Below are 20,424 nucleotides of genomic sequence, written 5' to 3' on the forward strand. Positions count from 1 at the left end.
CCAGCGCACGTTTTGGTTGGAACCCTTCGGGAACGGCTGCAGGCGTCGCATGCCGTTGTTGCAACTCCTTGCCGTAGCACCGCTACGTCGCGTCGCTGCGCCTAGGCACGCAACGCCTGCCGCGCGTTCGCACTCACAAATCAATTGCTAACAGGCCCTAGTAGGCCGGGCCAGGCAGCACATGAACCGGGTTTAAGGGTGACGCAGAGAAGTATTCAGAACAACCAGGCAAGAGAGGATGAAACATGGCGATATCGGCAATTGAATCGGTTTTGCAGCAGTTGACGGCGACGGCGCAAATCGCCGGCGGCGGCGCCAGCGCAACTAGCGGCATCGCCGGCGGCGGCTTTGCCGACGAGATGAAAAAATCGCTGGAACGCATCAGCAACGGCCAGCAGCATGCGGCTGGCCAGGCAGAAGCATTCGAACTGGGCAAGCCCGGCGTCTCGCTGAATGATGTGATGATCGATTTGCAAAAGGCGAATGTCGGTTTTCAGATGGGGCTGCAGGTACGTAACAAGGTGGTTGCGGCTTATCAGGAAATCATGAACATGCCAGCTTGAAAGTCAGTTTTGTACCAAGCATGTTTAGAACAAGGCGCTAGTTATCTGTTGCAAGATGCGGCCGATATCGAAAGTATCTTGCGCGAGCTGGAGCGTCAGAACAGCCCGATGACCATGCGTCTGGCGGTGGGCGGCGAAAGCATCGCTACCCGTCTGGTGGCGGTGGCGCTGGCGCATGACATCTTTATCCACGCCGGCGACGCCGACGGCAGCGGAGCGCTTTACATGCCCGGCGACTTGCTGTGTTTTGACGGTGCGCTGGATGGCGCGGGGGTGCGCTTCGTGACCAGCGTGGCGCAGATCAGCATGAGTCCGTGGCCGACCGCGCTGGCAGCGGCGCTGCCGACCTGCATCGCGTATTTTCCGCATCAGAAATTCATTCGCATCGGCATGCAGCCGGCCGAAGCCTGCGTGGTGCGCGCCAAACGGCGCGACGGCAACGATTTCGTGCTCAACGTCCACGATCTGAGTGCGCGCGGCATCGGCTTGCGCTCGGCCTATGTCTCCTTGCAAGCCTTGCCGGTAGGTACGGTGTTGCCGGCGGCGGTGCTGGATTTCCGGTCTTCCGGCAGATTGCTGGTGGATTTGCGGGTGGTGTTCAGCCGCGCCGTGCAGGGACCGGATGGCGTGATCAACCATTTCGGTTGTTATTACGTCGATCTGGACCAGGCCAGGCAGAGCCTGGGCGGCCTGTTGAGTGCTTGAGTCGGCGGCACGGTTGTTTTGCAGTTGCTTTTCGCAGTTTTTTTATTTATGACAGGCCCTAAATGTTTTCCAGGCAATTGCCGATAACCTGAATAACGGTGGCTTGCTTATCCTGGTTGTTGTTTCTGCCCGGGGCGAGTCCAGCGTTACGGCGGCTTAGCCGGAACCCATAAACTATTGCAACAGGAGTCATGCCATGTCTGTCATCAATACCAATATTCTTTCACTGGTAGCCCAAAACAACCTCACCAAATCGGCGTCTTCGCTGAGCTCGGCGATTCAACGCCTGTCTTCCGGCATGCGCATCAACAGCGCCAAGGACGACGCTGCAGGCCAGGCTATCGCCAACCGTTTCACAGCCAACATCACCGGCCTGACACAAGCATCGCGTAACGCCAATGACGGCATCTCGCTGGCGCAAACCACTGAAGGCGCGCTGACTGAAGTCAACAACAACCTGCAACGTATCCGTGAATTGGCGGTGCAGGCAGCCAGCGGCACCAACTCTTCCAGCGATCTGCAATCGATCCAGGATGAAGTTACCCAACGCCTGAAGGAAGTCGACCGCATTTCTTCGCAAACCGACTTCAACGGCGTCAAGGTACTGGCAACTAACCAGACTCTGAATATTCAAGTCGGCGCCAACGATGGCCAGACCATCGGTATCGGCTTGCAAAAGATCGATTCGACTGCGCTGAAACTGAACACGCTGAACCTGGCCGGCCCTACCGGCGCGACAGCGGCCTTGACGCCTACAGGTAAAGACAACACCGGCGCTTCGGTGGCCGTGGTTGCGGCCGGCTTCACTGCTGTCAACCGCGACCCGGCTGCAGGCTTCACTGCAACGGTTGCCGACTTGGTTACTGATACACGCGGCAACACCTACGTCAAGAACGGCGCTAACTTCTACGCTGCCACTGTGACCGTTGCCGATGCTACCCAAGGCGCAACTGCTGCCAACCCTACTGCGACCGTCACTTACGATTCGTCGAAGTCGTTGACAGCCGCCAGCGGCAGCCCGTTGACAGCAATGGACAGCGCTTTGTCGCAAGTCGACAGCCTGCGCAGCTCGCTGGGTGCGGTGCAAAACCGTTTCGCTTCGACTATCGCCAACCTGGGCACCACAGTGACCAATCTGTCGTCCTCGCGTTCGGGTATTCAAGATGCGGACTACGCGACTGAAGTGTCGAACATGACACGTTCGCAGATTCTGCAACAAGCTGGCACTTCGGTACTGGCGAAGGCGAACCAATCGACACAAAGCGTTTTGACATTGCTGCAATAAGCGTCAATCAACGCTGAGTGACTCCGCACGGCGCAGCCTGAAGCGCCGGCGGAGGTTTGCCAGAATCGTGGGTTGGCTGGTCGTGCGGCCAGCCCACTGCTGCAACATGCTTGTTTCAACATGCTTTGCCCAGTCAGGTTTGCCTGTGCTTACTTGCGCAGACTTGAGCGGACAGGGAAATGACAGAAGAGGGTGTTATGTCGATCGATACGGTTTCTGCAGTCAAGGCGCCGGCAGCTGAGGCTTCGGCCGGACTGAACGTTGCTGCCGGTAGCGATAATCAAGCTGCGGCCCAGGCAGCCGTCGCCGATGGCGGCGTCAGGCAAGGAGGCGCGGCGACGGTCGGCAATAATTTGGCCAGTAAGTTGGCCAGTGAGCCGGCCGCCGTGCCTGACCGCTCGCAGATCCAAAGGCAGATCGATGACATCAATCATCAGTTGCAGCTCAAGGCGGTGAGCGTGCAATTCCAGATAGACCCTGGCTATAAAGATGTGATTTTAAAAGTGGTCGATCAACAGGATGGCAAAGTGGTCTTGCAAATCCCTAGCGAGGAAGTGGTGCGGATTGCCAAGGTCATGGGCCAGCTCAAAGGCGTGCTGCTGGAAAAAACCGCCTGAAACCGCCTGAAACCGCCTGAAACCGCGTAAAGACCGCGCGCAGATCGTGTCAGCGCTGAAAAACGCAATTTAGTAAAAAGGAATTGATATGGCTCTAGTGACTTCCCTGGGTTCCGCGTCCGGACTGCCTTTGAGCACGCTGCTCAGCAGCATCACCGTCTCGGAAAATGCACCGCTGAATGCGTTGACGAATCAGCAGACTGCCTATAACGCCAAGCTGTCTGCCTACGGCACCGTGCAAAGCGCCTTGAGCACCTTGCAGGCCGCGGCTGCCCAGCTCGCCAATCCGACGCTGTTTCAAAGCATCGCGCCGACCTCAAGCGCGCCCGCCGTGTTAACTGCGACTGCCGGCACAACCGCCGCCAGCGGCTCATATTCGATCAACGTCAGCCAGCTGGCGCAAGCGCAATCGCTGGCGACTCCCGGTGTTGCCAACACGGCTTCGACCATAGGTTCCGGCACCGTCACGCTGCAATTCGGCACCGTCTCCGGCGGTACGCTGGACCCTGTCACCGGCAAATATAGCGGCGCTACTTTCACCGCCGACAGCACCCGTGCGGCAGCCTCGATCACGATCAACTCCAGCAATAGCTCGATGGCGGGGATTCGTGACGCCATCAATAGCAACAAGGCCATGGGCGTTACGGCAACGATTGTCAGCGACGGCAGCAGCAGCCCTAACCGCCTGGTGCTGACTTCAAATACGACCGGCGCCACATCCAGCATGAAAATTTCGGTCAGCGGCGATGCCGCCTTGTCGAATCTGCTGGCGAACGATCCGGCCGGGACCCAGAATCTGCAGCAGACGGTGGAAGCAAAAAATGCCCAGTTGACGGTGAACGGCATTGCCGTCACCAGCGCCAGCAATACCGTCAAGGAAGCGGTGCAAGGCGTGACCATGACGTTGCTGGGCACCAGCAGCAGCACGCTGTCATTGCAAAACAACACGGCCAGCGTACAAACTGCGATTACCAATTTTGTCACCGCTTATAACAGCTTGCAGACTCAGACCAAGCAGTTGACCGCTTTTAGCGCGGATGCGGCAAGCCATTCGTACCAGCAAGCGCCGCTGGCCGGCGATTCGACCTTGCGCAACATCCAGATGCGGATCCGCGACACCATGAATACGCCGCAGCCTGCCCTTGTCGGCGGCACCGGCGCGCCGTTGACCATGCTGGCGCAGATCGGCGTGACGTTCCAGGCGGACGGCACCATGGCGGTCGACTCGACAAAACTGACAACGGCGCTGAACACCAATCTGAGCGGCGTGCAAAACCTGTTTTCCAGCGCCAGCGGGACTACCGGCTTCGGTTCGACCATGTCGACCTTGCTGGCCGGATTCACCGCAAGCAGCGGCCCGTTGAGCTCGGCGGTCAGCGGTTTGAACAGTTCGCTGAAAACGCTGGCGACGCAGATGACCAGCACGCAGTCGATGATCAGCACCACGATTGCGCGTTATACCAAGCAATTTACCGATCTCGATTCGCTGATCGCCGGCATGAATCAGACCAGCAACTATCTGACCCAGCAGTTCGCGGCAATCAACGGCACTTCCAAATAAGACGAGGTTTCATGTACACATCATCGGCAGCTGCGCCAACGCGCAATCCAGGCGCCCGCGCCTATGCCCGGGTCGGTATCGAAAGCGCTGTCATGAGCGCTTCGCCGCAGCAGTTGCTGACCATGCTGTTCGAAGGCGCCAGGGCCGCCATCAGCATGGCGCGGCATCATATGAGCGGCGGCGATATCGTCGCTAAAGGCAACGCCATTTCGAAGGCGGTCAGCATCATCGACAGCGGCCTTAAGGCCAGCCTGGACCCCGAAGCCGGAGGCAGCGCCGGCGCCGAGCTGGCAGCCAATCTGGCAGCGCTCTACGACTACATCAATCAGCGCTTGTTGTTCGCCAACCTGCACAACGATCCGGCTATGCTGGACGAGGCGGACCGCCTGCTGGAAAACATCGCTTCCGCCTGGCGCGAGATCAATGCCGGTCAAAAAGATGCGGCGTCTTCCAGCTTGGCCGGCGGCGATCTTTCGGTAAGGGGATGAGATGACGCCTCAACACGAAGTGATGGACTGCTACGAAAAGATCGCGCCGTTGACCAGCCGCATGCTGGTACTGGCGCGCGCCGGCGACTGGGATGGCCTGGTGCTGCTGGGACAGCAGTTCCGGTCATGCGTCGAGCGCTTGAAAGAGATCGAACTGGCGGCGCCCTTGGAACCGTCGCAACTGGTGCGCAAGCACAGTTTGCTGAAGAGGATCCTGGCCGACGATGCAGAAATCCGCGACATCGTTACACCGGAGCTGGCGCAATTGAGCAGCTTGCTGGGGAATATGCATCGCCAGCAGCATCTCAATCATGCTTACGGCCAGTAGTAATCGTAACTCAGGCCACGCACCATGAGCGGCGGCACGCCTCTGATTGACAAGCTGCTGGCGCCGGCTTCCGCGCAACGCTCGGATCTGGTGCCCTTGAAAGGACAGCTTGCCATTTATGCCGCGGACGCCGTCACCGATCTCGAAGCGATTGCCAACGATACCCGCTTGCCCTCAAGGGCAGCGGTTGAACGGCAGCTCGGGGTCGATCCTGGCCAGTTGGCGCCAGCAGGCGGCGCCCGGCCGCCAGCCGCGGTTGCTGACGGCGCCAGCTTGAGCGCGGCTGCGCGCGTCATCAGCGAACTGCTGGGGACGACGCCTGCCAAAGGCGACGCGGTACGTGGCAGCGCGCCCTTGTGGCCCGCAACTGCCGCAACCGCTGCGCCGGAGCCGCAACAACTGGCGGCCGCACTGGCGCGCAGCGTTGCCGGCAGCGGCCTGTTTTATGAATCCCATCTATTGCAGTTTTTCAGCGGCCAGCGTTCGCTGGCGCAGCTGCTGCAGGAACCGCAGGCGAAGTTGACTTTGCCTTCGGCAGCCGCCGATCTTGCGGCAAGCGCTGCCCCTGGCCTTGGCCACGTCACCGCGAGCATCGCTGCGGACGCCATCCCGTTGGTGCGCCAACAGCTTGAATTATTGGCGCTGTCGCAATTTCGCTGGAGCGGCGAAGCCTGGCCGGACGCCGCCATGGAATGGGAGATGACAGAGCAAGGGCAGCGCCGGCAGGGCGGTCGTGAGCGTAACCTGGGGAGCAACCCGGAGCAGACCCCGCGCAGCTGGAGCACCCGTCTCAGCATGACTTTGCCGCGCCTTGGCAGCATCGAATTGCGCTTAAGTCTGGCGGGCGATAGCTGGCGTGCTGAACTGGCCGCCGCGGAGGCGGCCACGCTGAGCTCCATGCGCGCTGACGGCGAGCAATTGCGGCAGCGATTTTCGGCAGCCGGCTTGCATCTGAGCGATTTGCAAGTGGTGCAATTGCCACAGGCGACGGCCGAGGAGCAATCGGATAAAAAAAATGACAGCAAACACAAATAATTATATTAGAGTAATGTTCTTTGCCGTAGGGAATCATTCTTCGCCTGTGCGGCAAATTGGCGCGGGTCAGATCGATGGCGGCAGCAAGCAGGTGCGCAGCAGTGGAAACTGAGGGTTCAATGCGTAAAAGCGTGGTAGCGTTATCACAAGCACAAAAGGAGCAGCCGCCGCTGGTGGTGGCAAAAGGTTATGGCGTGGTCGCCGACGCTATTGTGCAACGGGCGCGTGAACACGGCTTGTATGTACATGCGTCGCCCGATCTGGTGAATCTGTTGATGCACGTCGATCTGGACCAGCAGATTCCACCGCAACTTTATCTGGCGGTAGCTGAGTTGCTGGCGTGGATATATGGGTTGGAAGAAGGGCGGGAGCAGTCCGCGCCTGAGTGAATATTGCTTTATATCGATTATAAATATTGTTTGCTTAATATTATTTGTCGGCATCGCAATAAAATATGTACATATTGTAGGTATAGTTTTCTTCCCGTATTGTGCTGGCTTGATCGTGGATTGATAATGCTCGGTTCTCGGGCGGTGGATTGAGGTTGTTCAAAGAGTCATGGATATGAAAGTTGCATCACCGATTCGGGTATTGATCGCTGATGATCATCGCATTGTCAGGCGTGGGCTGCAGCATATTCTGAATGCCAGCGCGGGCATTATCGTAGTTGGCGAGGCTAGCGATTACAACGAGATTACGGATATCCTGAGAGCACAGCCTTGCGACGTCCTGTTGCTGGATATCTCGATGCCGGGCAAGGACGGCATCGAGATCCTGCATTTGCTCAAGAAGCGCGAGCCTATGCTGCGCATCATGGTGCTGAGCAGCCACGGCCCGGAACAATTTGCGGTGCGCGCCTTGAAGGCCGGCGCGGCTTCCTACCTGACCAAGGACGGCGCGCCGGACGAGCTGGTGGAAGCGGTGCGGGTGGTTGCGCGCGGCCGTAAATACATCAGCAAGGGCTTGGCGGAATCATTGGCCAATCATGTGATTGAAGAAGATGACTTGAAGCCGCATGAACAACTCTCCAACCGAGAGTTCCAGACGGTGCGCATGATCGCCTCGGGCCAGACCCGCACCGAAATTGCAAAAAATCTCTCCATCAGCCCGAAGACCGTCAGCGTCTATCGTTCCCGCGTGTTCGAGAAAATGGGCGTGCGCACCAACGCCGAGCTGACCCGCTACGTCATCGAGCACGGTTTGCTCGAATAAGCCGGGAGAAAATATGTTCGGCGCCCGATGGCAGCCGGGCGGTATCTCCAAACCCTGAATAGAGGGCTGTTTCAAGTCCTTTTCGCCACATCGATGGCGCTTGCTCCTGTTTATATTGAATCATTCAAAGTGCTGCGTGAAGCCGGACTTCCAGGATTCGGTGCGACGGCAAGTGCATTTCAATTTATCAAGGATCAAGTTCATGACGCCTGCTGCTCAAACCCCGACTCAGATGCACCGTTCCAATGTTCAAAATGAAGTAGCCGGCCACGAATTCCTGACCTTTACCTTGGGTAAGGAAGAATACGGCATCGATATCCTTAAAGTGCAGGAACTGCGCGGTTACGACAATGTCACCCAGATCGCCAACGCCCCCGATTTCCTGAAAGGCGTGGTCAATCTGCGCGGGGTCATCACGCCGATCATCGACATGCGGATCAAGTTCAAACTGGCCGCCTCCAACTATGACCAGTTTACAGTGGTCGTGATTCTCCATCTTGACCAGCGCACCGTAGGCATGGTGGTCGACGGTGTGTCCGATGTCATCACCTTGTCCAGCCAGCAGATCAAACCGGCGCCGGAAATGGGGACGGTATTGAATACCGATTATCTGATCGGTCTGGGCACGCTCGATGACCGCATGCTGATTCTGCTGGATATCGACAAATTGATGTCCAGCGATGAAATCGGCCTGATCAACAAGCTGACTGCAAATTGACCACCAGTTGAAAGCTGGTTGAAAGCAAGTCGGCCGCAAGCTGACCGCCTGACCGGGAGGCCGCTGAAACAGGAGGGGACATGAATTTCAAAAATACAAGAATAGGGGGCCGGCTGGCAGTCGGATTTGCTGCGATATTATTGCTGGTGGTGGCGATTACAGGGATAGGCATCTGGCGCTTGCAGCAAACCGGCGCGGCAGTCGACACCATGGTCTCGCAATTCCTGGTGCGCGAAAGACTGGCGGCGGAATGGCAGGATGCGGTCGCGCTCAACGCGGTGCGGACGATGGCGGTGGTGCGCAGCAACGACAGCAAAACCCAGCAGATTTTTCAGTCGGAAATGAGCGCGACATCCGCCCGTGCATCGGATTTGCAAACCAAGCTGCATGCGTTATCGAACGATGAGGGCAGGAAGGCTCTGGCGGAAATCGCCGCGGCGCGCGCTACTTACACCGAGCTGCGAGACACCGTGCTGACCACGCGCCAATACGGCAGTGCGGAAAGTGCGGCGGCCATGATAGAGAAGGAACTTGATCCGGCGCGCAAGGAGTATCTGAACAAGCTGCAGCAGTTCACCGATGCGCAACGGCGCGAAATCGATAATGCTTCGCTGAATATCGCCGCCAACTACCACTCCGGCAGAAATCTGCTGATCGCATTCGGCGCTCTGGCAATTTTCCTCGGCGCCGTGTTTGCCTGGCATCTGACCGGCGGCATTGTCAAACCGCTGCATGCGGCAGTCGCCGTGGCGCAGCGCGTGGCGCGGGGCGACCTTAGCGCCAGCATCGAAGTCAACAGCAAAGATGAAACCGGGCAGCTGTTACAGGGTTTTAAAGAGATGATTTTTGCGTTGCGGGATACGGTCAGCCGGGTTCGCAACGGCACTGAAAATATTGTGACCGCTTCGCGCCAGATCGCCGCCGGCAATCTGGATTTATCCAGCCGCACCGAAGAACAGGCCGCCAGCCTGGAGCAAACCGCGGCGTCGATGGAACAATTGACTTCGACCGTCAGGCAAAATGCAGACAATGCGCGGCAGGCTAACCAGCTGGCCGAAAACGCCGCGTCAGCGGCGCAGGGCGGCGGTCAGATGGTGTCCGAGGTGGTCGCGACCATGGCCTTGATCAAGGACAGTTCGCACCAGATCAGCGATATCATCGGCGTCATCGACGGCATTGCTTTTCAGACAAACATACTGGCGCTGAACGCCGCCGTCGAAGCGGCCCGGGCCGGTGAACAAGGACGGGGTTTTGCGGTAGTGGCGGCCGAGGTGCGCAATCTGGCGCAGCGTTCGGCCGGCGCCGCCAAGGATATCAAGGCGTTGATCGGCAGTTCGGTCGACAAGGTTGACGCCGGCAGCAGGCAGGTTGATGCGGCCGGCGCAGCGATGAACGAGATCGTCGCTTCGATCCGGCGCGTGGTTGGCATCATGGCCGAAATCGCTGCCGCCAGCGGGCAGCAGAGTAGCGGCATAGAACAAGTCAATCAGGCCGTAGGGCAAATGGATCAGGCCACGCAGCAGAATGCCGCGTTGGTGGAACAGGCCGCGGCCGCCGCGCACAGCTTGCAGGAGCAGGCTGGGGAATTGCTGCAGGCAGTCAGCATCTTTCGTCTGACGGAGGATGCCGGGCAAGCATATTCGGGCATGCCGGGAAAACAAGATATTGTGGAAGCAACAGCATTTCCGGAGCAGCCTGAGCAGCAGCGCGCCGCCGGCGGCCGGCCTGTGCCTGTATTGGCCAGCATAAGTTGACGAGCATAAGTTGATCTGCGGCCGAGTAGCACGATGCGAGATAATCGCAAACATGCCTGAGCTGCGCCGGTGACGACATAATTGTCGCCGGCGGGCAACAATGTGGCGGTAATATCTGTCGCAGTTCTTAATAGATTGTATGCTCATCGTAATGCAAAGATTTACCTCTGCCTGGCGCCGCCTGCTAACCGTTTCAAAGGCGGACAACATGTTCTGCGGATCACGTTTCATGCGTCTGGTCTACGCGATCGCGGTGACGGCCATTCTCATCATCGGCTACGTCTGGCTGTACGCCGGCTATCAAATCGGTTCCGACTACGAACGTGATGTCAAAACCATTCAGCTCAGCCACACCATCGTGGTGCGCGATTTCTCCCAGCGCCTGTTGCGTTCCATAGACGAACGCGACCGTTTGCTGAAACTGGTACGCGACGATTACCAGATGGCTGACGGAAAAATCGAACTCCTGCGCTACACAAAGATATTCGGCGGCTTGTATACGCAGTTGAATATTGTGGACCAGAGCGGACGCCTGCTCGCCTCGACCCGGCCAACGGCGGCTGCCGATTGGAGCGGGAACGAGTTGTATATCGCGCATCGCGACCATCTGGACGATCCGTTGCGGTTTGCCCGTCCGCGCAAATTACCCGATAGCGATCAATGGCAGATACATGTGGCGCGCCGCATTTTTTCCGCCAAGGGCGATTTCGCCGGCATAGTCGAGCTGGAATTTCCTGTAGATCGTTTGCCGGCGTTGTATGCGAGCCTTGACCGGATTCGCGCCAGCGAGCGGCAGATAGTCGGCAGCGACGGCATCGCCGCCGGCGCAGCGCTGGCAAATGAAGGAATGATCTTGCGCCGGATCGACGAGACGTTCATGGAACTGGACGATAGCGAGCTGAGCAAGAACCCGCTTTTCGCCGGCCAGAAAATCCCTGACGACCAGCATGCATGGATCTCGCGCAAGCTGGAACCATATCCGCTCCTGCTGTCGGTGCAACTACCCGATCCGGAACCGTTGCCGGGGCAGGAAAATCCCAAGCTGGTGGGTTATGTGATGTACGCCGGCGTGCCGACCTTGCTGATCTTGCTACTGATCAGCCTGGCCTATCGCACCATCAAGCGTCAGTACCAGGTGGTGCGCAAATACGACGCCATGCGCCGCCGCGCAAGCGACGCCAACAAACGGAAATCACGCTTTCTGGCTACGGTGGTGCATGAATTGCGCACGCCTTTAAGCGGCGTCCACGGTTATTCCGAACTGGTCCGGGACACCAGCAGCGATCCGCAGAGCCGCGAGTTCGGCGATCTGATTCATCAAAGCGCGATCTATCTGCATGGATTGTTGAATACCTTGTTTGACCTGGCGCGGATTGAAGCCGGCAGGGTAGTGATATTTCACGAGAATATCGACACCCTGGCTTATTTCGAATACGTCGGCTCCATGCATAAAATCAATGCCGACAAGAAGGGTTTGAGTTTCCAGATGCGGCTGGCGCCGGATTTACCCGGCAATTTCCTGTGCGATCGCGTCAGGCTGTCGCAGATCCTCAACAACATGCTCGACAACGCCGTCAAATTCACCGTGACCGGCGGCGTTTCGATAGAAGTGAGCACGCTCAGGGACAAGCTCAAGATCCGGGTGCTCGATACCGGCCCCGGCATCGCCAAAGGCGAGCTGAAACATTTGTTCGAATATTTCTATCAGACCGAATCGGTACGCGCCGGCCGTAGCCGCGGCCTGGGCCTGGGCTTGTCGCTGGCCAAGGAGTTTACCGATTTGATACGGGGCAGCATCCGCATCGATTCTGAAGTGGGAGTCGGCACCGTGGTCAATCTGAGCATACCTTTGAATGCGCGTTGAATGCATCGCCTGCGTGGCAGATCGCGTGTTTGCTACACTGGCTGACGAGGATGTTGTGGCAGGATATCTTCTCCTTCTTTAGGAGGTGGTAAATGCGTTCCGCGTTAATTCTTGTGGTTGAAGATCATCCCATCAACCGTCGCATGCTGCAGGCGCAACTGGCGGCCGAAGGCTGGCAGAGCGAACTGGTGGCCACCGGCGCCGAAGCCATGCAGTGGCTGGCGCATACCCGGCCGGTTGCGGTGATCACTGACTATGTGCTGGAAGACATGACCGGTGTCGAACTGCTGCACCGGGTCAGGCGCTGGGAGGCGGATGCATCGGCATTGCCGCCGATCCCGATGATTCTGTATAGCGGCATGTCGCTCGACTATCTGCAGCGCGAATCAAAGGGCCTGGACTGCACCGCCATTCTGACCAAGCCCATCAGCCGCGCACAGCTGCGGCAAACGCTGGCGCCGGTGCTGCCGCGGAAATCGGCGGCGACGGCGGCCGACGCGCCTGATGATTTACTATCCGAGCTGCTGCAATTCGGTTATCTGCAACTGACCAGTCTCGATCTCAGCATTAAAAACCGGCAGTGGGCCGAGACGGCGAGCATCGCGCATGGCTTGCGCGGCGCCGCCGCGGTATTGCAGCAGAAAGAAATTTCACTGTCGGCAGCAGAAATCGAGAACCAATCCCGAAATAATCCGTCGGAGGCTATACACGAAGCCTACGCTCGGCTGCAACATGCCTTGGACCGGCTTGCTTTGCGACTCAAGGCGAACCAAGCTTAGCCTGGCCTGGCGCTCTTCCTTCGTATTTTTTCACTCCCCCCTGGCTGCCGCGCAATGCGGTGCTGACGTAGGAACAATGCCTACATCAATTCAGCCAAATATTTCATCCATATTGAGAACCTTACCGACTTATTTCTTATTTGAAACATTTCATAATTGCCTAGAGGCAGCGTAATTAGACAAAAACTAAAAGATTGCTAACCAATTGCCGTAAACACTCATAAGTAGTTTCAGTCTGGGGGAAAGCATGGACAGTAATGGATTTGTAAACGAGATAAGCGAAGTCAATCTTTCTTATCTGCTGCTGGCGCAACGGCTGTTGCGCGAGGATAAAGCGACAGCCATGTTCCGTATGGGATTGAGCGGGGAACTGGCGGAGCTGCTCGGTAATCTCTCTTTATCGCAAGTGGTGAAGCTGGCCGCATCCAGCCTCTTGTTGTGCCGCTTCCGGTTCGACGATCACGCGATTCTTTCGTCTTTGACGCATACCGACAAAGACCATGCATTGCAACAGGCGCACGCCTCGATCCTGCTGGCGGGACAACCGCTGGAGGGCATCCGATGAAGTCATCTATTCTGACTGCCGCAGCTGCTTTTACCTTGGGGGCCGGCAATCGTGGCTACTAACAAAAGCGTGATCCTGGAAGCCCAGGAAATCCAGCTGGCCATCGACCTGATCAAACTCGGCGCACGCTTGCAGTTTCTGGAAGCGGAAACTTCCTTGAGCCGGGACCGCCTGATCAAGCTGTACAAGGAAATCAAAGGCATTTCGCCGCCCAAGGGATTGCTGCCGTTTTCCACCGACTGGTTCATGACCTGGCTGTCGAATATCCATTCATCGATGTTCTACAACATCTACCGCTTCATGCTGGCGCATGGCGACGGCCAGCAGATTGTTGCGGTGGTCAAGAGTTACCGGCTGTATCTGGAGCAGGTCGAGCGGCAAGGCGGCAAGCCGGTGCTGGATTTCACGCGCGCCTGGACCCTGACCCGATTCTTCGGCAGCGGCATGCTGCAGCTCAGCAGCTGCAGCCGCTGCAACGGCCGCTTCGTTGCTCACGCCCATGATCTGCAAAACGGTTTCGTCTGCGTCTTGTGCCGGCCGCCGTCGCGCGCCGGCAAGACACGCAAGCTGGGTTTCGTGGATGTTGCGCAAGAGTCCGATCGGCATCCCGATCCGGGTCATGGCTATATGCCGCCGCCGCTACTGCCGCAGCATCGATAAGGTTTATTTCAAGGGGAATCAAAAGTGCTAGTTTTTGTTGGCTATATCGTCGTCCTAGCTTCTGTGTTTGGCGGTTACGCCATCATGGGCGGCCATCTCGGTGTGTTGTTCCAGCCGATCGAATTGTTGATGATCGGCGGCGCCGGGGTCGGCGCTTTTGTGGTCGGCAACGATGGCAAGGCGATCATGGCCACCCTCAGGGAATTGCCAAAGCTGCTGCGCAGTTCCAAGCACAATAAGGCGTTGTACATGGAGTTGATGGCCTTGCTCTATGTACTGCTGGCGAAAGCCCGCAAAGATGGCATGCTGGCGCTCGAATCGGATATCGACGATCCCCTGAACAGCCCCATCTTTGCGCAGTATCCGCTGCTGCAGCACGATCCGCGTGTGATTGAATTCCTGACCGATTATCTGCGCCTGATTGTCAGCGGCAATATGGACGCCTTTGAAATCGAATCGCTGATGGACCATGAAATAGAAACCTATAAGCATGAGGCTGAAGTGCCGGCGCACAGTCTGGCCAAGGTTGGCGACGCCTTGCCTGCGTTCGGCATCGTGGCGGCAGTCATGGGGGTGGTGCATGCGCTCGCCTCGGCCAACTTGCCGCCATCGGAAATGGGCGAACTGATTGCGCATGCGATGGTCGGCACTTTCCTGGGGATCTTGCTGGCCTACGGCTTTGTGTCGCCGCTGGCAACGCTGATTGAGCATCAGGTGGCGGAATCGGTAAAAGTGTATCAATGCATCAAGGTCACTTTGCTGGCCAGCCTGAACGGTTATGCGCCGCAGCTGGCGGTCGAATTCGGCCGCAAGGTGCTGTATTCCACCGAACGCCCTTCGTTCACGGAACTGGATGATCATGTGCGCCAAGTCAAGAGCCGCTAGTTCTGCAGGCTCTGTCGGACTCAGGACGGAGACCGCATGAGCAAGACCAATAAACAGCGCATCGTCGTCAAGCGGGTAACTGCCGCCAAGCATCAGGCGCATGGCGGCAGCTGGAAAATCGCCTACGCCGATTTCATGACGGCGATGATGGCTTTCTTCCTGGTGATGTGGCTGCTGTCGATTTCCTCGCCCAAGCAAAAGGAAGGGATTGCCGAGTATTTCAACATGCCGCTTAGGGCTGCCATCAGCGGCGGTGCAAAAACCAGCACCAGCAGCAGCGTGATTCCGGGCGGCGGCACCGATTTCACCCAGGTGGACGGCGAAGATAAGCGCAGCAATCCAGACGCCGCCGATAGCGAGCGGCTGCGATCCCTGAAGCGCCGTCTGGAACAGGTGATCGACGCCAATCCGGTGCTCAAGCAGTTCCGGCCGCAACTGCTGATCGATATCACCAGCCAAGGCTTGCGGATTCAAATCGTCGATAACCGCAACCGGCCGATGTTCGATCTTTCCAGCGCCAAGGTGCAGCCATATATGAGCGCCATCTTGCGCGAGATCGGGCCGGTGCTCAATGAACTGCCTAACAAAATCACCCTGGCCGGACACACCGACGCCACGCCCTACGTACTCGCGTCAAAGTATTACAGCAACTGGGAATTGTCGGCCGACCGCGCCAACGCATCGCGGCGCGAACTGATCGGCGGCGGCATGACCGAGCAAAAGGTGCTGCGTGTGATTGGCGTGGCTTCGACCATGGATTTGAACAAGGAAGATCCGCTGGATCCGGTCAATCGACGCATCAGCATTGTCGTGCTGAATCGGCGCGCGCAGGCCCAGATAGAACAGGAAAACGCCAGCGGCAGCAACGCCGGCATCAAGCTGGATGCACAGAAGGACAGCGCCAGCCAGCTGCGGAAAGAAGCGCCCAAGCCGCCGGCAAACGCTGCTACACACTCTGAAAAGCCATGAGCGCCTTACCTATATGACGACTAGAACAATACTGGTGGTGGACGACTCGGCGGTCATGCGCAAGCTGATTGCCGCAACCCTGGCTGATGACGCGTATCGGGTTCTGCTGGCGGCAGACGGCAGGCAGGCGATGCAGCATGCGCGCGAAGCGGCGATCGAGCTGGTGCTGACCGATTGGAACATGCCGACCATGGGCGGTCACCAGCTGATTCGTGAATTGCGGCAGTTGGAAAATCATGCCGAGACGCCGATCCTGGTGCTGACCACCGAGACCAGCGATGCCGAAAAAGCCGATGCGCGTACAGCAGGCGCCAGCGGCTGGCTGAGAAAACCGATAGAGCCTGCAACCTTGCTGGAAGTGGTCGCCAGCCTGCTGGGTACCGAGTAGCAATCAGCCAGAAATCAGCCAGACCATCAGAAACCGCAGTAAGGAGATCACAAACGATATGGATATTACCGAGTTTTACCAGACCTTCTTTGAAGAAGCGGATGAACTTCTGGCCGAAATGGAACAGTTGCTGCTGGGGCTGGATATGGATGCGCCCGACAGCGAACATCTGAACGCCATATTTCGCGCTGCGCATTCGATCAAGGGCGGCGCCGCCACCTTTGGCTTCGTTGCGCTGACCGACACTACCCATCTTCTGGAAAATTTACTGGACCGTGCCCGTCATCAGGAAATACGACTGCGCAAGGAAATGATCGACGCATTTTTGGAAACCAAAGACGTGCTACAAGAACAGATAAGTGCTTATCGGGCCGGTGCAGAACCTGATCCTGAAATGGTCGCGCGGATTTGCGCGGTATTGCAACAACTGGCACAGGAAGAAAGTGCCGGCGGCAATGCGGCTGCAGTACCTGCGCTGGCGCCAGCGCCGGTCGCCAGCGCTGCACCGGCGGCTGCTGCGCCCGCGTCCGCGGCCGCCACGGACGGCGTCCAGCTACGCGTGCGATTTTCCCGGATCTCAGAGAGCGACGGCAAGCTGCTGAGCGCGGAGCTGGAGAATCTGGGAGAGGTGGTGGCGCAGACGCAAACCGAGGATAGCTTGACCTTGTGGCTGGAGACCAGTTGCAAGGCAGACGACATCATCGCCGTGTGCTGCTTCATCATCGACATCGATCAGATCGATATCGCGCAGGAGGCGGCATCGGCGCAGCCGGCAGCCGAACCGGTCGAACCGGTTCCAATCGCAGCAGCAGAGCCAGAACCGGCAAAGGTCATCGCAATTGCGGCTGCGTCAGCACCGCCAAAGGCTGCCGCGACCGCTGCTAATCCGGTGGCGCCAGCGGCTGCCAAAGAGTCCAGCTCGATCCGGGTCGATGTGGAAAAAGTCGACCAGATCATCAACCTGGTGGGCGAGCTGGTGATCACCCAGTCGATGCTGGCGCAGACCGCGGCAACGCTGGATCCGGTGTTGCATGAGCGCTTGTTGAACGGCATGGGGCAACTTGAGCGCAATGCACGCGACTTGCAGGAATCGGTGATGTCGATCCGCATGATGCAGATGGACTATGTATTCAGCCGCTTCCCGCGCCTGGTCAGGGATCTGACCGACAAGCTCGGCAAGCAGGTGCAATTGGTGACTTTCGGCAAAGCCACGGAACTGGACAAGAGTCTGATTGAACGCATCATCGATCCTTTGACGCATCTGGTGCGTAACAGTCTTGACCATGGCATTGAAAAATCGGAGCAGCGCATCGCCGCCGGCAAAGATCCGGTCGGCCAGCTGCTGTTGTCGGCGCAGCATCAGGGCGGCAATATCGTGATTGAAGTGAGCGACGACGGCGCCGGTTTGAATCGGGAAAAAATTCTGGCAAAAGCGATTCAGCAAGGAATGGCGATCAGCGACACGATCAGCGACGACGAAGTCTGGCAATTGATTTTTGCTCCCGGTTTTTCCACCGCCGAAAAAATCACCGATGTCTCCGGGCGCGGCGTCGGCATGGATGTGGTCAAGCGCAATATCCAGGAAATGGGCGGCCATGTCGAGATTGTTTCCCGTCAAGGCAATGGCACTACCACCAAGATTGTATTGCCGTTGACGCTGGCGATTCTGGACGGCATGTCGGTCAAGGTCGGCAATGAAGTCTACATCCTGCCTTTGAATTATGTGATCGAATCCTTGCAGCCGCGCGCCGAAGATATTCACTCGGTGAGCAATGAAGAGCAGGTTCTGCATGTGCGTGGCGAATATCTGCCGCTGACCGAATTGCATCGCGTATTCAGCGTCGCCGATGCGCGTACCGATCCGACCCAAGGCATCGTAGTGATTTTGCACGGCGAAGGCAAACGCTTCGCTTTGCTGGTAGATCAACTGGTCGGCCAGCACCAGGTGGTGGTGAAAAATCTGGAAACCAATTATCGCAAAGTCCCGGGCATTTCCGCCGCCACTATCCTTGGCGACGGCAGCGTTGCCCTGATCGTGGATGTGGCAGCGTTGCAGCGCGCCAACCGCGAGAAGGCGCCGCTGCTGGCGGCAGCCTGACGTGCCGCGTGGCCCACGTGACATGCGTGGCATTTGTAGCATATGCAGCGTAAGAAATCTTGATGAAGAGAGAGAATGGAATGGTCAACGATCACAATAAAACTCTGGCAGGCCAGGATGAGTCCGAGGGACAGAAATTCCTGGTGTTCACGCTGGGCAGCGAAGAATATGGCATCGATATTCTGAAAGTGCAGGAAATCCGCGATTATGAAGCCGTGACCCGGATTGCTCACGCGCCGGAATTCATCAAAGGCGTGACCAATCTGCGCGGCATCATCGTCCCCATCGTCGATCTGCGTATCAAGTTCCGCCTCGAAAATATCCAATACAACCATCAGACGGTCGTGATCATCTTGAATATCGCTGAGCGCGTGGTCGGCATATTGGTTGACGGCGTATCCGATGTGCTTACTTTGGGCCGCGACGAAATCAAGCCGCCGCCTGAGTTCGGCGCCGCCTTATCCGCCGAGTATCTCAGCGGCCTGGGTACGGTGGAACAACGCATGCTGATTTTGATCGATATAGAAAAGCTCATGTGCAGCGCAGACATGGCTTTGTTTGACACCGCCGAACTGGTCTGACGCAGTGACGGCATAGACAAATGAAGACAGGACTTTAAAGATGAAAATTCGAGATAGTCAATGGCAAAAACTGGAACCTTTATTGATCGGCAAACAGGGCGATCCTGGCGCCAAGGGCCGGGATAATCGCTTGTTTATCGATGCGGTGCTTTGGATCATCGACAATAAATCCATATGGCGCGACCTGCCTGCCGAGTTTGGCAAATGGAATACCACCTATATGCGCTTCCGGCGCTGGAACGAGTGCGACATCTGGCGTCAGCTGGAACAAGAGATGTACGACGATCCGTTGCTGAAATCCATGTTCCACGAGATCGTTGCGTACGGCGATCAGCAAACCGGACGCATCAAGCAGAGGCTGGCGCGACGCGCGAAGAAGCTGGTTTACAACTCATCCCTGGGCAAGGGCGACGGTGTCGGAAAAAGATCATCCGGCGTGGATGAATCCACTTCGCATTGGGTCGGTCTGGTGATGCGGGGTATCGCGGTTTAGCAGCTGTTTTTCAGCTGTTGGAAACCGCTTTTTCTGGAATAAAAATGTAAGGACGCAGCTCCCGACAAACTCGTAATTTGCTGTTCAAGAAAGCCCGGCGACGTCCGTTAATACAGTAAACGGATGGCCTGTCAGGCCAATGATAGAAGCAAATATTCTGAGGATGTCATGAACAAGGAACTGTCTGCTCGATATTCGTTATCGATGATCGCAATGGCCGTGTCGGTCATGATCTCAGGGTGCGGCGGGGGCGGTGGCGGCGGCAGCAGCAACGCCAGCACGCCGGCGCCCGCGGTGCCAACCACACCACCCGTTACAACTCCCATACCGGATAACAGTAGCGGCAATGCGGCAACCCCTGCGCCGATAGTGACGCCGCCGCCGATGTTGAACGTACTTGATCCGAGCAATGCCAAGGCTGCCCGTGCGCTGGGCTTGACCGGAGCGGGCGTCACGGTCGGCGTGGTCGATACCGATTTCGATGTCAGCGATCCCCAATTCGCCGGACGCATCAGCAAGACGGTCTACAGCCCCGGCGGCGCCAACGGCAATATGCACGGCACGGAAGTGACGGAGATATTGGCCGGCAATACCCTGGGCGTCGCCCCCGGCGTGTTCGTGCAGGCGGCAGCGTCCGGCACTACCGGCAACGGCCTGCTGTTCAATAACCAGATGTACCAGGATCTGTACGCCAAGGGCGTGCGGATTTTCAATCAATCCAACGGCATCAGCGCCGTCGGCGCCTCGGTCGGACAGACGCTTGCCTTGCACGCCTTGTACCAGCCCTATGTGGCTCAGCAAAGTTTGTTTATCTGGTCCACCGGCAATGACGGTGCGGCGCAACCGAATCTGAACGCCAGCCTGCCGAATCTGTTT

General features: G+C 57.7%; 23 protein-coding genes. All 23 read left to right on the plus strand.

Annotated features, from left to right (window positions below; genetic code table 11):
• The first annotated feature begins 245 nt into the window (after positions 1–245).
• Positions 246–563, plus strand: a complete 318-nt coding sequence (gene fliE / locus KHU33_RS21235) for a flagellar hook-basal body complex protein FliE (RefSeq protein ID WP_211466609.1) — start codon at positions 246–248, stop codon at positions 561–563.
• A gap of 9 nt (positions 564–572) precedes the next feature.
• The gene (locus KHU33_RS21240) at positions 573–1,268 is read left to right on the plus strand and encodes a flagellar brake protein (RefSeq protein ID WP_211466611.1); all 696 of its coding nucleotides are present in this window, start codon (positions 573–575) and stop codon (positions 1,266–1,268) included.
• A 196-nt stretch (positions 1,269–1,464) separates the two neighbouring features.
• On the plus strand, positions 1,465–2,553 hold the full coding sequence (locus KHU33_RS21245; protein ID WP_211466613.1) for a FliC/FljB family flagellin: 1,089 nt from the start codon (positions 1,465–1,467) through the stop codon (positions 2,551–2,553).
• A gap of 197 nt (positions 2,554–2,750) precedes the next feature.
• A complete protein-coding gene (locus KHU33_RS21250) occupies positions 2,751–3,170 on the plus strand; it encodes a flagellar protein FlaG (protein ID WP_211466615.1) in 420 nt (139 codons plus the stop codon).
• Between the two features lie 88 nt (positions 3,171–3,258).
• Positions 3,259–4,731 (plus strand): flagellar filament capping protein FliD, encoded by a 1,473-nt coding sequence (fliD, locus tag KHU33_RS21255; protein ID WP_211466617.1) that lies wholly within the window; start codon positions 3,259–3,261, stop codon positions 4,729–4,731.
• A gap of 11 nt (positions 4,732–4,742) precedes the next feature.
• Positions 4,743–5,219: a flagellar export chaperone FliS gene (gene fliS / locus KHU33_RS21260; protein ID WP_211466619.1), complete on the plus strand. Its 477-nt coding sequence runs from the start codon at positions 4,743–4,745 to the stop codon at positions 5,217–5,219.
• Position 5,220: 1 nt separating this feature from the next.
• The gene (locus KHU33_RS21265; RefSeq protein WP_211466621.1) at positions 5,221–5,547 is read left to right on the plus strand and encodes a flagellar protein FliT; all 327 of its coding nucleotides are present in this window, start codon (positions 5,221–5,223) and stop codon (positions 5,545–5,547) included.
• Positions 5,548–5,571: 24 nt separating this feature from the next.
• Positions 5,572–6,582 carry a flagellar hook-length control protein FliK gene (gene fliK / locus KHU33_RS21270; protein WP_211466623.1) on the plus strand — a complete coding sequence of 337 codons (1,011 nt, stop codon included), beginning with the start codon at positions 5,572–5,574 and terminating at the stop codon, positions 6,580–6,582.
• Between the two features lie 119 nt (positions 6,583–6,701).
• Entirely contained in the window at positions 6,702–6,971 is a 270-nt protein-coding gene (locus KHU33_RS21275; protein ID WP_230414454.1) for an EscU/YscU/HrcU family type III secretion system export apparatus switch protein, read from the plus strand.
• Between the two features lie 175 nt (positions 6,972–7,146).
• A complete protein-coding gene (locus KHU33_RS21280; protein ID WP_211466627.1) occupies positions 7,147–7,794 on the plus strand; it encodes a response regulator in 648 nt (215 codons plus the stop codon).
• 232 nt (positions 7,795–8,026) lie between these two features.
• Positions 8,027–8,512: a chemotaxis protein CheW gene (locus KHU33_RS21285; RefSeq protein WP_211466649.1), complete on the plus strand. Its 486-nt coding sequence runs from the start codon at positions 8,027–8,029 to the stop codon at positions 8,510–8,512.
• An 80-nt stretch (positions 8,513–8,592) separates the two neighbouring features.
• Positions 8,593–10,266, plus strand: coding sequence for a methyl-accepting chemotaxis protein (locus tag KHU33_RS21290; protein WP_211466629.1), 1,674 nt, complete (start codon positions 8,593–8,595; stop codon positions 10,264–10,266).
• 229 nt (positions 10,267–10,495) lie between these two features.
• A complete protein-coding gene (locus tag KHU33_RS21295) occupies positions 10,496–12,130 on the plus strand; it encodes a sensor histidine kinase (protein ID WP_211466631.1) in 1,635 nt (544 codons plus the stop codon).
• A 92-nt stretch (positions 12,131–12,222) separates the two neighbouring features.
• Positions 12,223–12,909 carry an Hpt domain-containing response regulator gene (locus KHU33_RS21300; protein ID WP_211466633.1) on the plus strand — a complete coding sequence of 229 codons (687 nt, stop codon included), beginning with the start codon at positions 12,223–12,225 and terminating at the stop codon, positions 12,907–12,909.
• Positions 12,910–13,156: 247 nt separating this feature from the next.
• A complete protein-coding gene (flhD, locus tag KHU33_RS21305; RefSeq protein WP_211466635.1) occupies positions 13,157–13,474 on the plus strand; it encodes a flagellar transcriptional regulator FlhD in 318 nt (105 codons plus the stop codon).
• Between the two features lie 51 nt (positions 13,475–13,525).
• Positions 13,526–14,134, plus strand: a complete 609-nt coding sequence (gene flhC, locus KHU33_RS21310) for a flagellar transcriptional regulator FlhC (protein WP_329956101.1) — start codon at positions 13,526–13,528, stop codon at positions 14,132–14,134.
• Positions 14,135–14,158: 24 nt separating this feature from the next.
• Positions 14,159–15,019, plus strand: a complete 861-nt coding sequence (gene motA, locus KHU33_RS21315; RefSeq protein WP_211466637.1) for a flagellar motor stator protein MotA — start codon at positions 14,159–14,161, stop codon at positions 15,017–15,019.
• Positions 15,020–15,055: 36 nt separating this feature from the next.
• Positions 15,056–15,988 carry a flagellar motor protein MotB gene (gene motB / locus KHU33_RS21320; RefSeq protein WP_211466639.1) on the plus strand — a complete coding sequence of 311 codons (933 nt, stop codon included), beginning with the start codon at positions 15,056–15,058 and terminating at the stop codon, positions 15,986–15,988.
• Between the two features lie 13 nt (positions 15,989–16,001).
• Entirely contained in the window at positions 16,002–16,376 is a 375-nt protein-coding gene (locus KHU33_RS21325; protein WP_211466641.1) for a response regulator, read from the plus strand.
• Between the two features lie 58 nt (positions 16,377–16,434).
• Positions 16,435–18,474 carry a chemotaxis protein CheA gene (gene cheA / locus KHU33_RS21330; RefSeq protein WP_211466643.1) on the plus strand — a complete coding sequence of 680 codons (2,040 nt, stop codon included), beginning with the start codon at positions 16,435–16,437 and terminating at the stop codon, positions 18,472–18,474.
• Between the two features lie 80 nt (positions 18,475–18,554).
• Entirely contained in the window at positions 18,555–19,055 is a 501-nt protein-coding gene (locus tag KHU33_RS21335) for a chemotaxis protein CheW (RefSeq protein WP_211466651.1), read from the plus strand.
• A gap of 40 nt (positions 19,056–19,095) precedes the next feature.
• Entirely contained in the window at positions 19,096–19,548 is a 453-nt protein-coding gene (locus tag KHU33_RS21340; RefSeq protein WP_211466645.1) for a transposase, read from the plus strand.
• Positions 19,549–19,716: 168 nt separating this feature from the next.
• Positions 19,717–20,424: S8 family serine peptidase (locus KHU33_RS21345; RefSeq protein ID WP_230414456.1), on the plus strand; the 708-nt coding region annotated here is incomplete at its 3' end.

Origin of the sequence: Collimonas silvisoli (assembly GCF_018305005.1) — a bacterium.
In the GTDB taxonomy this organism is placed as follows: Bacteria; Pseudomonadota; Gammaproteobacteria; order Burkholderiales; family Burkholderiaceae_D; genus Collimonas; species Collimonas silvisoli.